Raw genomic sequence first — 12,538 nt, 5'->3', positions numbered from 1 at the left:
AGTTCTCGCGGAATGAGAGGAGGGGAGGTCGGCTAAGCCGACCTCCCCTCCTCTGGTGTGACTACGAAGCCAAGTACGAGTCAACGGTGATGTCACCGTCGATGATCGACTGCTTCAGCTCATCGAGCTTGGTTGACAGTTCGGCCGGAACATTGGCCTCCCAGTCGTGGAAGGGTGCAATGCCGACGCCATCGTTTTCGAGCGTTCCGATGAACGGAGTCGCATCGAATTCATCGTTACCCGCCGCGACGATCGTGTCGTAGACACCCACGTCGATGCCCTTGAGGATCGATGTCAGCAGAAGTGCACCAACCGACGGATCGGTCTCGTACACGTCGGCGTCAGCACCGATGAGCGCGATGTTCTTGCCCGAGTCTTCGATCGCTGCAGCAGCCGACTGGTAGATCGGGCCGCCGACGGGAAGGATGACGTCTGCGTTCTGGTCGATCAGACCCTGTGCGATCTGGCGCGCACCATCGTTGGCTTCGAAGCCACCGGTGAACGAACCATCCTGCGCTGCGCTGTCCCAACCAATGATCTGAACGTCAGCGGCGTTCTCTTCGTTGTAGTACGTCACGCCCTGCGCGAAGCCGTCCATGAAGATGGTGACCGTCGGGAAGTTCATGCCACCGAAGGTTCCGACAACACCGGTCTGCGATACACCAGCTGACAGGTAGCCCGCGAGGAACGCGGCCTGCGCGGTGTCGAAGATGATCGGCTTGATGTTCGGGAAGTCGGTCTCGCCGTCGCCGTCGATGTCGACGATGTCGTCGATGGAGACGTACTCGGTCTCGGGGTTCGCTTCCGCCGACTCTGCAGCAGCATCGGCAAGTGCGAATCCGACAGTGATGATCGTGCTGCAGCCCTGGTCAACCAGACCCTGAACGTTCGACGCGTAATCGGTCTCTGTCGCCGACTCCACCGTCTTCGGCTTAACTTCGAGCTCTTCGCCCGCTTTCATCAAGCCGTCGTATCCGAGCTGGTTGAACGACTTGTCGTCGAACCCGCCGAAGTCCGACACCATGCAAGGCAGGTAATCGCTGGTGCTCGCGTCGCCGCTGGCGGATGTCTCAGGTGCGGAACCGCACCCGGCGAGCAGTACGCTCGCGCTGGCGATTGCCAGGCCACCCAAAAGGGCCTTTCTCGTCGTCTTCGTCACTGGAGTCCTCCCGTAAAAAACTGCTGTGTCCCCCGACCAATTCGGAGTGAACGGTGTCACGTTACCTAATGTTGCGCTGGTGAACAGCGCCCAATGAAGGTACGCAACGCAATGGTTACAAATCCGTCGCATAGCTGCTCCACAGCGAAACGCAGGTTTACGAGCGATGACGCCGAGTATCAAGCTCTCGCACGGGCTAGAGGCCCGTCACAGTGCCAGATGGCGCAATATCGAGTGCGAGCATCTGCGTGATCAGTCGGAAGAAGCCCGCGGCATCCGCTTTCTCGATGACTCGAGCATTCGCGCTGAGTCCGTGCACGCCCCACGACATCGCGGAGTAACCACGAGTGAGCTCCGATCCCGTTTCAATGTCAACCGCGTAGTTGCTCGCCGCAAGAACGAGCTCTGGATGCAGCAGCACCGCCGCGGTGAGTGAATCCGGATGCGTCGAACCCGCAATGCCGACCGACTCGTCGAATTCTCGCGTCGTTGCGATGATGCGAGTAAAGAAGCGCGCGAGCGGCGTACCGATGCGCTCAATCTCGTCGGCCTGTTCCCGCGAAAACACAGCATCTTCGAGTGACAGCGGATGCCACGGCACCACCGTGATGTCGTCGAATCCTGCTGCAAATACTGCCTTCGCCGCTTCGGGGTCAACGTAGAAGTTGTACTCCGCAGCAGCAGTGATATTGCCGCGGCCGTTATTGGAGCCGCCCATGATGAAGAGGGCGCCGACGTTGTTCACGAAGTCGGGATCTTTCACGAGCGCTGTGGCGATGTTGGTTAGCGGACCGATGCACACGATCCGCAGTGTGCCCGGCTCTTCTGCGGCCAGCCGAATGAGCGCATCAACCGCGTGTTCAGCGTCGACGCCGCTCGTCTCAGTGTGCAGTTCAACGCCGCCGGTACCATCACCGTGGACCTCTTCGGCCGAAATCCATTCCCGCACGAGCGGCCGACGGCATCCGAGGTGGATCGGTACGTCTCCGGTTCGCCCAGCCATCGCGAGGGTGAGTTCTGCGTTCGTCGTCTGCTGGTCGAACCCGACATTCCCGGCAACCATCGTGATGGCTTTGAGGTCTGCTGCGGGATCAAGCAGGCCCAACAAGAGCGCGACACAGTCGTCTTGCGCTGTGTCGGTATCGATAACGAGCGGAATGCGCTCCGGTAGCGAACCGCCGGTCACAGGACGTCGCCGCGACCTGTGAGCTTGAGAGCGTCAACGACGCCTTTCACTCGCTGGGCATGAGCGCTTGTCGTCACGAGGAGTGCGTCTTCGGTGTCGACAACAACGATGTCTTGCACACCGATGACGCTAATGACTCGACTCGTCTGCGAGACCACGATGCCACTCGAGGCATCGGCCAACACGCGCGCGTTGCCGCCAAGAATGGCGAGCTCGCCGCGGCCACGTGAATTCAATTTTGCAAGGCTTGCGAAGTCCCCCACGTCATCCCAGTCGAAATGCCCCGGAATAACGGCGAGTCTGCCCTTTTCGGCAGCGGGTTCTGCGACGACGTAGTCGATCGCGATCTTCTCAAGCGTCGGCCAGATCCGGTCGACCGCCGGGCCTCGCGCATCGCGGTCATCCCACGCGGCGGCTAGTTCGATCAGGCCGGCGTGGAGTGCGGGATTGTTTGCCTCGATCTCGGCAAGCAGCACATCAGCGCGAGCAATGAACATCCCGGCGTTCCAAAGATAGGAACGGTCAGCGAAGTACGTTTGTGCGGTTTCGAAATCAGGCTTTTCTACGAACCTTTCGACGAGGGCCGCCTCCGGGGCGCCGTCGACATCGAGTTCGCCGCCCTTCTTGATGTAGCCGAAGCCCACCGAAGCCTCACCCGGCTGAATACCGATCGTGCAGATGTATCCCGCGCGTGCCACGTCAACGGCCTGCTGCACAGCGAACTCGAACGTACGTGTGCCATGAATGACGTGATCTGCGGCGAAAGAGCCGATGATGACGTCAGGCTCGCGGCGCACGAGGATTGCCGCGGCAAGCCCGATCGCGGCGGCGGATTCGCGAGGTTCGGATTCGAGAATGACGTTCTTGTCCTCGATGTCGGGAAGCTCTCGCTCGACAGCAGCGCGGTGCGCGCGGCCGGTCACGACGGCGATACGGCCTTCACCGCTCAACGGCGCCAGGCGATCCCACGTGTCGCGCAAGAGCGTCTGCCCCGACCCCGTGAGGTCGTGCAAGAACTTTGGCGCATCTGCGCGAGAGAGTGGCCAGAGTCTGCTGCCGATGCCGCCCGCGGGGATGACCGCGTAAAAGTCCGTGATGGGGTGTGCCATGCCGACAGCGTATCGCCGCGGCGTAACGAGCCCATGACAGCAACATGACGACTGGTCGGCCCCCGACGACTGGCCAGCGGTGAGATATCTCGACATCGAGAGACTAAGGCTCCCCTTCCTCGCCGGAGGGGTGTGACGCGAATATGATTGCCGGAGCGCCCGAGTGACGCTCTGGAGCCTTGCTCCTGTGGGGCAAAGCTTGCCCCTCCGCTGTTTCGTTCAAGGAGGACGATCGTGTCTGCACCTGCACGCGTCACACCAGATGTCTCCGTCACAACGTCGAAAGTTCCTCGTGGCACGCTGTATCGCGGCAACGAGGGCATGTGGTCGTGGGTTCTTCACCGCATCACTGGCGTGGCGATTTTTTTCTTCCTGCTGGTTCATATTCTCGACACCGCGCTCATCCGCGTGTCCCCCGAGGCCTACAACGCGGTCATCGGCACTTATAAGAACCCGATCATGGGCATCGGCGAGGTCTTCCTCGTCGCAGCGATTGCCTACCACGCCTACAACGGCCTGCGTATCATCGTCGTGGACTTCTGGGCCAAGGGCGCTCGCTACCAGCGTCAGCTGTGGTGGGGAGTTCTCGCAGTCTGGGCGGTAACGATGCTCGGCTTCGCACCGCGCCACCTCATCAATGTGTTCGCTGAGATGGGAGGGGGTCACTGATGACTGCTCCCGCTCTCGCCGATCCCCGGTCCTCATTCGCTGGACCCCGCAAGCGCAGCCGCAATCTCGAGAAAATCGGCTGGCTGTACATGCGCGGCTCGGGAATCATCCTCGTCGTGCTGATCTTCGGTCACCTGTTCGTCAACCTGATGCTCGGTGACGGCATCCACGGCATCGACTTCGCGTTCGTCGCAGGAAAGCTTGCATCGCCGTTCTGGCAGTGGTGGGACGTCCTGATGCTGTGGCTTGCCCTCATTCACGGCGGCAACGGCATGCGCACCATCGTGAACGACTACGTCACACACAACACTGCGCGTCGTGTGCTGGTGTGGGCAATCTGGATCACCGCAGGGTTCCTCATCCTGCTCGGAACGCTCGTCGTCTTCACCTTTGACCCTTGCATCGGCGTAACGACCGACAGCACCCTGTGGGAAGCCTGCCAGGCCTGAGCCTGAGCACGACGCCCGCGACAACGAAACGAAAGTATCCAACACGTGAGCACCGACAGCACGGATAGCGTCGTGAAAGACGGCGTGCACTACCACCAGTTCGACATCGTCATCGTAGGCGCCGGTGGCGCTGGCATGCGCGCCGCGATTGAAGCTGGTCCCGGTGCAAAAACCGCCGTCATCTCAAAGCTGTACCCGACGCGCTCACACACAGGCGCGGCGCAGGGCGGCATGGCTGCGGCCCTCGCCAACGTCGAAGAAGACTCGTGGGAGTGGCACACTTTCGACACCGTCAAGGGTGGCGACTACCTGGTCGACCAGGATGCCGCTGAGATCCTTGCCCGCGAAGCGATCGATGCCGTCATCGACCTCGAGAACATGGGTCTGCCGTTCAACCGCACGCCCGAAGGCAAGATCGACCAGCGTCGCTTTGGCGGTCACACTGCCGATCACGGTAAGTCGCCCGTCCGCCGCGCCTGCTACGCAGCAGACCGCACCGGCCACATGATTCTGCAGACGCTCTTCCAGAACTGCGTCAAGCTCGGCATCAACTTCTTCAATGAGTTCTACGTTCTCGACCTTCTGACCGTCACTGAAGATGACGGATCGACCAAGGTATCGGGCGTGGTGGCCTACGAACTCGCCACCGGTGACCTCCACGTTTTCCAGGCGAAGGCGATCATCTTCGCCACCGGAGGTTTCGGCAAGATCTTCAAGACGACATCGAATGCCCACACCCTCACCGGCGACGGCGTCGGCATCGTGTGGCGCAAAAAGTTGCCGCTCGAAGACATGGAGTTTTTCCAGTTCCACCCCACGGGGCTTGCGGGTCTTGGCATTTTGCTCACTGAGGGCGCACGTGGCGAAGGTGCCATTTTGCGGAACGCCTCCGGTGAACGATTCATGGAACGGTACGCACCGACGATCAAAGACCTTGCTCCTCGCGACATCGTCAGTCGCTGCATGGTGCAAGAAGTCGCCGAAGGACGCGGTGGCGGACCACACAAAGACTACGTTTTCCTCGACTGCACCCACCTGGGAGCCGAGGTCTTGGAGACCAAGCTCCCCGATATCACTGAGTTCGCGCGCACCTACCTCGGCGTCGACCCAGTTGTTGAGCCCGTGCCTGTGATGCCGACAGCGCACTACGCCATGGGTGGCATCCCAACCAACAACGATGCTGAAGTCTTGAGCAGCAACACCACTGTCGTGCCCGGTCTCTACGCGGCCGGCGAGTGCGCCTGCGTGTCAGTTCACGGCTCCAACCGCCTCGGCACCAACTCGCTTCTCGACATCAACGTCTTCGGAAAGCGCGCCGGAAAGAACGCCGTCGAGTATGTGAAGACGGCCGAGTTCGTGCCGCTGCCGGAAGACCCGGCCAAGGAAGTACGCGAACTCATCGAGGGCCTGCGCAACAACGCGGGCACCGAGCGTATCGCCGTCCTCCGCAAGACTCTGCAGGAAGAAATGGACCGCAAGGCCCAGGTTTTCCGCACCGACCAGTCGCTCAGCGAGGTCATGACAGTGATCGAGGAGTTGCGCGAGCGCTACCTCAACGTGCGCGTCGACGACAAAGGCAAGCGGTACAACACTGACCTGCTTGAGGCAGTCGAGCTCGGCTTCTTGCTCGATATTGCCGAGGTCGTCGTGGTAGCCGCCCGCAACCGCAAGGAAAGCCGCGGCGGACACATGCGCGATGATTACCCGACGCGCGACGACGAGAACTACATGCAGCACACCATGTCTTACCTTTCGGGAGACCCGCACTCGTCACACCCCGAAGATCACATCAGGTTGGACTGGAAACCGGTCGTTATCACCCGGTACCAGCCCATGGAGAGGAAGTACTGATGTCTACAGCTCTCGTAGAACCGGAAGCCCCCAAGGCTCCCGACGCCGCAGAAGACTCCGGCATCCAGTCGTTCCTTGTGACGTTCATCGTGCGCCGGTTCAACCCGGAAACAGATGCTGAACCGCACTGGGTCGATTACGACGTCGAGGTCTACTCGACCGACCGCGTGCTCGACGCGCTGCACAAGATCAAGTGGGAGGTCGACGGTTCGTTGACGTTCCGCCGATCGTGCGCCCACGGTATTTGTGGTTCTGATGCGATGCGCATTAACGGACGAAACCGCCTCGCGTGCAAGACACTCATCAAGGACCTCGACATTTCGAAGCCCGTCTACGTCGAGGCCATCAAGGGCCTGCCGTTGGAGAAAGACCTGATCGTCGACATGGAGCCGTTCTTCGCGTCGTTCCGCGATGTTCAGCCATTCCTGATCTCGAACCAGGCTCCTGAAAAGGGCAAAGAACGAATTCAGTCAGTCGCCAACCGCGAGATTTTCGACGACACCACCAAGTGCATCCTGTGCGCTGCGTGCACCTCGTCGTGCCCCGTGTTCTGGACCGACGGACAGTACTTCGGTCCAGCTGCGATCGTCAACGCACACCGCTTCATCTTCGACTCTCGCGATGACGCAGCCGACGTGCGCCTCGACATCCTCAACGACAAAGAAGGAGTGTGGCGCTGCCGTACGACCTTCAACTGCACTGAGGCATGCCCTCGCGGCATTGAGGTCACGAAGGCGATCGCCGAGGTCAAGCAGGCGGTACTGCGCGGCAAGCGCTGACACACGGATGCCGTTCAGCTCGCGCTGAGCGCGTGGCATCCGTGCTGGATATCCTGGCACCGTGGCGCATACACAAACTCCCGCCGATCTGCCATCTCCTGGACCCTCATCCGAGGAGGCGGCAGAGGACTCGTTGCGCGCACGGTGGGAAGCAAGCCTTCGCGAGCGGTTCGATGAGCCAATCGAGCGTGCGACCGAGCTGACGCGCCAGACGCTCGGGTGGTTTCCCATCCGAGTGTGGCGACATTTTTTGCAGCACAACGGCTTTCTCCTCGCCGCTGGCGTGAGCTATCAATCGTTGTTCACGATTTTTGCTGTGATTTATCTCGCTTTTGCCATTGCAGGGCTGTGGCTCGGCGGCAGCCCGACTTCGATCGAGTGGCTGATCGACCTCATCAATCGCTATATTCCCGACCTGATCAGTGAGAACGGCCTAGCGACGCCCGATCAAGTTTCAGCCATCGCAACCGAGAGCGGTAGCACCCTCCTTGCAACCGGTGGCATCGCGCTCGTCGTCGCTATCTGGACATCCATCGGATTCGTGACATACGCGCGCCGCGCGGTACGCGACACGTTCGGCCTGGCATACGACAACCGCAGTTACTTGCTCCTCAAAGCGCGTGACCTTTTCGCCGCACTGGTATTCGGCGTCGCCCTCATCGTCGGTGCCGTTCTGGCGAACTTCGCGACGTGGGCGTTACGAACAGTGGTATCCCTGGTTGGGCTCGACACAGCGGCGCTCTGGACCGAGATCGGTGTGCGCGGCGTTTCGCTGATCGTCGCCTTCATCATCAATGCCGCAGCACTCGCAGCACTGTTTCGCTTTCTCACGGGAACAAGCTTGCGGTGGCGTCGAATTTGGCCGGGATCGCTCATGGGAGGCGGCGCCATCGTCGTGCTGCAGATCGGCGCTGGACTCCTCCTCAGCTACTCTCCGAGTAATCCCCTCTTGGCAACATTCGCGATCTTCGTAGGCTTCCTGCTGTGGTTTCGGCTCAACGGCGTCGTTATTTTGGTCGCCGGAGCGTGGATCGCCGTCTCAACCACCGATCGTGACCTCCCCCTCGTTGAAGAGTCCGAGCTGGAACGCGAGCGCCGCGAGCATGAAGCTCTGACGATCGCCGCCGAGGTTCGAGTACGAACCGCGCGTGCGGCATATGAGCGCTCGCGATGGTGGCAGCGCTTGCGAGCCGAGCGTGATCTCCGCAAAGCTCTCCTTGAGCAGGACGAGCTGCAGGACTCTCCCCCACCCCCTCGGAAAACACGTTTTCTCGACTAGCGGACTGCCGTGTCGGTGCGGACAGTTAGGGTGAAAAGCGTGTCTCGTACAGTTCGCATCGCTTCAGTCAACGTCAATGGCATCCGTGCCGCCGCCCGCAAAGGCATGAACTCCTGGTTGGAAAACGCCGGCGTCGATATTCTGACGCTGCAGGAAGTGCGAGGTACCGCTGAGCACCTCGCAGCGGCCCTTCCCGGTTGGCACATTCACGAAGACGAGGCGCTGCAGAAGGGCCGTGCCGGAGTAGCTATCGCAAGCCACGAAGCCCCGTCGATGGTCCGTAAGGATCTTGGCGGTGATGATTTTGATTCGAAGGGTCGCTGGATCGAAGCCGATTTCTCCATCGAAGGAGAACATCTCACTGTCGTGAGTGCCTACGTCTACACGGGCGAAGACGGCACTCCCAAACAGGACGCGAAGTATGCGTTTTTAGATGCAATGACCGAACGGATGCCGCAGCTCGCTTCCGACGGTTCTCTCGCGCTGATCACGGGTGACCTCAACGTCGGTCACCGCGAGCTCGACATCAAAAACTGGCGCGGGAACCTCAAGAAGGCTGGTTTCCTGCGTCGCGAGCGCGCCTACTTCGACAGCTTCTTGGCTGCAGAAGGCGAACACATCACTCGCATTGATGAGTCGGCCGGTGTCGGCCTCGGATGGACCGATGTCGGACGCACCTTTCACGGCGACGTCGATGGCCCCTACTCGTGGTGGTCGAATCGCGGCCAGGCATTCGATACGAACACCGGCTGGCGGATCGATTACCACCTCGCCTCGGCGCCGCTCGCGGCACGCGTCACCGGCTACTCCATTGTGCGAGCACCCTCGTGGGACACGCGCTGGAGTGACCACGCTCCAGTCATTGCGGACTATTCGTTTGGGGTTTAGGGCGGCATCGCACGCGGCTTGAGGCACAGCTTCCGGCGCGGGTTCCGGCGCAGCGGTCGGCAGCATCCCGTCTAGAATCGTGGAGTGAGCAAAGCGCGTCTGTACTCCGGAATGCAACCCTCGGCCGACTCTCTTCAGATCGGTAATTACATTGGGGCGCTTCTGCAGTGGCGCGACCTGCAGGAGTCGTATGACGCATTCTTCTCCGTCGTAGACCTGCACGCGCTCACGGTGCCGAACGACCCCGCCGAACTGCGCGAAAAGACCCGCCGCACCGCTGCACAGTACATTGCCGCAGGCATCGAGCCGTCAAAGTCGACACTGTATGTGCAGTCGCACGTCTCGGCGCACGCGGAGCTTGCCTGGATTCTGTCGACCATCACGGGGTTCGGTGAAGCCGGCCGCATGACGCAATTCAAAGACAAGTCCAGCCGATATGGGGCGGAGGCATCCTCAGTCGGCCTTTTCACCTATCCCGTGCTGATGGCCGCCGACATCCTGCTCTACCAAACGGCCATCGTTCCGGTGGGCGACGACCAGAAGCAGCATGTTGAGCTCACTCGTGACTTGGCCGAGCGGTTCAACGCGCGCTACGGCGACACCTTTCGTGTGCCGGTTCCGATGATTCAGCAAGACACCGCTCGTATCTACGATCTGCAGAACCCGACCTCTAAGATGTCGAAGTCGGCTGAGTCGACAGCGGGAGTGCTGTGGTTGCTCGATGATCCCTCAGCGAGCGCGAAGAAGATCATGCGCGCCGTCACCGACAGTGAAGGTGTCGTGCGGTATGACCGCAACGCGAAGCCCGGTGTGTCGAACCTCCTCGTGATCTACGCGGCGCTGACTGGCCGCCAGATTCCATCGCTGGAAGACGAGTATGCCGGCCGCGGCTACGGGGACTTCAAAAAGGGACTGGCCGAGGTCGTTGTCAATGAGTTTGGGCCGGTGCGAGAGCGCGCCCTCGAGCTGCTCGCGGACCCGGCAGAACTCGACCGCGTGCTGGCGAAGAACGCTGACCACGCGGCATCCGTTGCCGAGGAGACCCTTTCGACGGTTTACGACCGCATCGGGTTGCTCCGCCGCCGCTGACCCTCGCGCCCTTGCCCTGCACGAACTCAGGCAATGCATATGGGTCCGCAGCGGGCACACCTGTCGTTGCCCAAGTTCGCGACAACGGCATTCCGTAACTGCCTGAGTTAGTGCACGTTACCGAAGCCTGCGCCGGGCGCTGAGGAGACCGTGCACGGCGGCGCGTACGCGTTCGGGCTCTGTGAAAATCAGTCTCGCAGTCGGGCGCAGCACCGTGTACCCGCGCTCCGCGCTGGCGAGATCCCGCAAGCGATCACGCTCTTGGTAATGCCAACCGGAGTGGAACTCTTCGCTATCGCACTCGATGATCAGCCAGCCGTCGACGAGCAAATCAACGCGCCCTACCCCGTCGATCACAACTTGCAACTCCACCTTGCAACGAAGCGAACGAAGTATCAGACGGAGCAGAGTTTCAGCACCTGATTCTGCCCGACCGTCGATAAGTGGCCGAAGCGCCCGATAACGCACCGGCAGAGATGCAAATATGTCGTCGAGATCCTGTTCATCGACAAAGCCGAGGTGCAGCGCGCTATCGAACGTCGCGACTGTGGCTCGAGGCGGTTGGCAGCGGGCCGCAGCAGCGAGCGCGTCCACGACGCTCACGCAAGTTGCTTCGTGGGGGCAGGGATCGATCAGCACCTCCCAGTGCACGTGGACGCCACGAACTGAGCGATGCTCGAGCCGACGCCAGCGATCGTGCGGGGAGCGCAACCGGCTCATCGTGTGGGCTGCGCGAACGTGAAGCCTCGAGTTTCTCAGCACGAAAACTCCAGCCAGTTGCAGCAACGACAGGCATGTCAGCTGGCCGCCAACACGTACGGCGCGCAAGATACTCACCGGAGCGTCCCCCGGCAGATAGTGGTTGCGGCGCGCACGCACAAGTACTCCGGTTGCCACAGCTTTCGAAATCGCGTGTCTCCCCCAGCCTGCATTCCGCAACTCAGCGCGAGACAGCGACCGAGCGTTCGCTGCCATCTCACGACTATTCGTCCACTGATCAGAACCATGCATAGGCCCACGCTCACGGCTGTGCACCATCGGTGGGATACCGCCGCCCATTCCCGGGCCAAAACCTTTTGCGCCGCCCACTGGGGAGGACGCCCCGGCACTAACTCAGGCAGGATGCCGCACGAACAGGCTTAGAAGGCCGATCATGCGCCGTTCTGCCTGAGTTCGGGTCGGTGGCTTGGCGACGTGCGCACGCAGTTGAGCGGCGTCTGCTACTCGGGGGGCTGGGCAGCAGACAGGCACTAACTCAGGCAGGATGCGGACACAAGGCACGCTTGGCGCCCACACACTGGCGTATTGCCTGCGTTCGGGTCGGGAAAGTTGTGGTGCGGAGGTCCGCATAGTTGTGGTGCGGAAAGCGGGACGACGGCCCGGGCAGCGAACGCGCGAGCGGGAGTGCCCCGGCGCAGGAAACCCGAGAGCGGGAGTGCCCCGGGGCAGGGCGCCGGACGACAGGGCAGGTGATCGGACGGATATTCTGGCGCGATGGAACCAGTGGTCTTGCACACGACGCGGCTCGTGCTTTCGGCACCGACAAATGCTGACATTTCCGCCATTTTTGACGCGTGCCAAGATCCGGATATTCAGCGTTACACGACGGTGCCGTCGCCCTACCTTCGAGAGCACGCGGAGAAGTTCATCACCGAAACCGCCGCGCAGTGGGCGGCAAAAACGCATGTCACGTGGGCTATGCGCAGCCGCGACGAACTTGTGGGAATGATCGGTCTCTATCGCCTCGACGCAAACGGTGGCGCCGAGCTTGGGTACTGGGTTGGCGCCGCGTCGCGGGGCAACGGCTTCGTCACCGAGGCAAGCGCCGCAGTGCTCGACTGGGGCTTTGACCGACACGGACTCGCCTTACAACGCATCGAGTGGCACGCGGTCGTTGGCAACGATGCGTCAGCTCGCGCGGCGCGCGCGGTCGGCTTTCGTTACGAAGGAACACGACGCCGTGCGCTGGTGCACGGCGCCTACCGCGATGACGGTTGGGCCGCCGCACTCCTAACCGAAGACGAACGCACACCGCAAGCGTGGCCAGTTCTGCCCTGAGCACAGCGACGCGTGCCAGGAT

Annotated in this window: 12 protein-coding genes; 8 read left to right on the top strand and 4 right to left on the bottom strand. The window is 61.4% G+C overall.

The window, feature by feature from the left end:
- Positions 1-61: 61 nt before the first annotated feature.
- The 3 genes from FHS06_RS06240 to FHS06_RS06230 form a co-directional block, all read right to left on the bottom strand.
- On the bottom strand, positions 62-1,159 hold the full coding sequence (locus tag FHS06_RS06240) for a BMP family lipoprotein (protein WP_167046847.1): 1,098 nt from the start codon (positions 1,157-1,159) through the stop codon (positions 62-64).
- Between the two features lie 196 nt (positions 1,160-1,355).
- Positions 1,356-2,345 carry a nucleoside hydrolase gene (locus tag FHS06_RS06235; RefSeq protein WP_167046844.1) on the bottom strand — a complete coding sequence of 330 codons (990 nt, stop codon included), beginning with the start codon at positions 2,343-2,345 and terminating at the stop codon, positions 1,356-1,358.
- Positions 2,342-3,454, bottom strand: coding sequence for a mannose-1-phosphate guanylyltransferase (locus FHS06_RS06230; protein ID WP_167046841.1), 1,113 nt, complete (start codon positions 3,452-3,454; stop codon positions 2,342-2,344). Before FHS06_RS06230 ends, FHS06_RS06235 begins: the two co-directional genes overlap by 4 nt.
- 234 nt (positions 3,455-3,688) lie before the next feature.
- Between FHS06_RS06230 and sdhC the strand changes: the two genes are divergently transcribed.
- From sdhC to trpS, 7 genes are all read left to right on the top strand, one after another.
- Positions 3,689-4,123 carry a succinate dehydrogenase, cytochrome b556 subunit gene (sdhC, locus tag FHS06_RS06225; RefSeq protein WP_167046838.1) on the top strand — a complete coding sequence of 145 codons (435 nt, stop codon included), beginning with the start codon at positions 3,689-3,691 and terminating at the stop codon, positions 4,121-4,123.
- Complete coding sequence (locus FHS06_RS06220; protein ID WP_167046836.1) at positions 4,123-4,572, top strand: succinate dehydrogenase hydrophobic membrane anchor subunit; 450 nt, start codon at positions 4,123-4,125, stop codon at positions 4,570-4,572. The genes sdhC and FHS06_RS06220 overlap by 1 nt, the downstream gene beginning before the upstream one ends.
- Before the next feature lie 45 nt (positions 4,573-4,617).
- Entirely contained in the window at positions 4,618-6,423 is a 1,806-nt protein-coding gene (gene sdhA / locus FHS06_RS06215; RefSeq protein ID WP_167046833.1) for a succinate dehydrogenase flavoprotein subunit, read from the top strand.
- On the top strand, positions 6,423-7,202 hold the full coding sequence (locus tag FHS06_RS06210) for a succinate dehydrogenase iron-sulfur subunit (RefSeq protein WP_167046830.1): 780 nt from the start codon (positions 6,423-6,425) through the stop codon (positions 7,200-7,202). The genes sdhA and FHS06_RS06210 overlap by 1 nt, the downstream gene beginning before the upstream one ends.
- A 61-nt stretch (positions 7,203-7,263) precedes the next feature.
- Positions 7,264-8,481, top strand: coding sequence for a YihY/virulence factor BrkB family protein (locus FHS06_RS06205; RefSeq protein ID WP_310734897.1), 1,218 nt, complete (start codon positions 7,264-7,266; stop codon positions 8,479-8,481).
- Between the two features lie 39 nt (positions 8,482-8,520).
- Complete coding sequence (locus FHS06_RS06200; protein WP_167046826.1) at positions 8,521-9,369, top strand: exodeoxyribonuclease III; 849 nt, start codon at positions 8,521-8,523, stop codon at positions 9,367-9,369.
- A gap of 84 nt (positions 9,370-9,453) precedes the next feature.
- On the top strand, positions 9,454-10,458 hold the full coding sequence (trpS, locus tag FHS06_RS06195; RefSeq protein WP_167046823.1) for a tryptophan--tRNA ligase: 1,005 nt from the start codon (positions 9,454-9,456) through the stop codon (positions 10,456-10,458).
- A gap of 117 nt (positions 10,459-10,575) precedes the next feature.
- On the opposite strand, the gene FHS06_RS06190 is transcribed toward trpS, so the two are convergent.
- Positions 10,576-11,433 carry an endonuclease domain-containing protein gene (locus FHS06_RS06190; protein ID WP_167046820.1) on the bottom strand — a complete coding sequence of 286 codons (858 nt, stop codon included), beginning with the start codon at positions 11,431-11,433 and terminating at the stop codon, positions 10,576-10,578.
- 519 nt (positions 11,434-11,952) lie between these two features.
- Here FHS06_RS06190 and FHS06_RS06185 point away from each other — a divergent pair.
- Positions 11,953-12,516 (top strand): GNAT family N-acetyltransferase, encoded by a 564-nt coding sequence (locus FHS06_RS06185; protein ID WP_167046817.1) that lies wholly within the window; start codon positions 11,953-11,955, stop codon positions 12,514-12,516.
- Positions 12,517-12,538: the final 22 nt, after the last annotated feature.

Source organism: Microbacterium halimionae (assembly GCF_011761265.1).
GTDB classification, from domain to species: domain Bacteria; phylum Actinomycetota; class Actinomycetes; order Actinomycetales; family Microbacteriaceae; genus Microbacterium; species Microbacterium halimionae.
The sequence above is the reverse complement of the archived record's forward strand: the minus strand, read 5'-3'. Positions and strand labels throughout refer to the sequence as shown.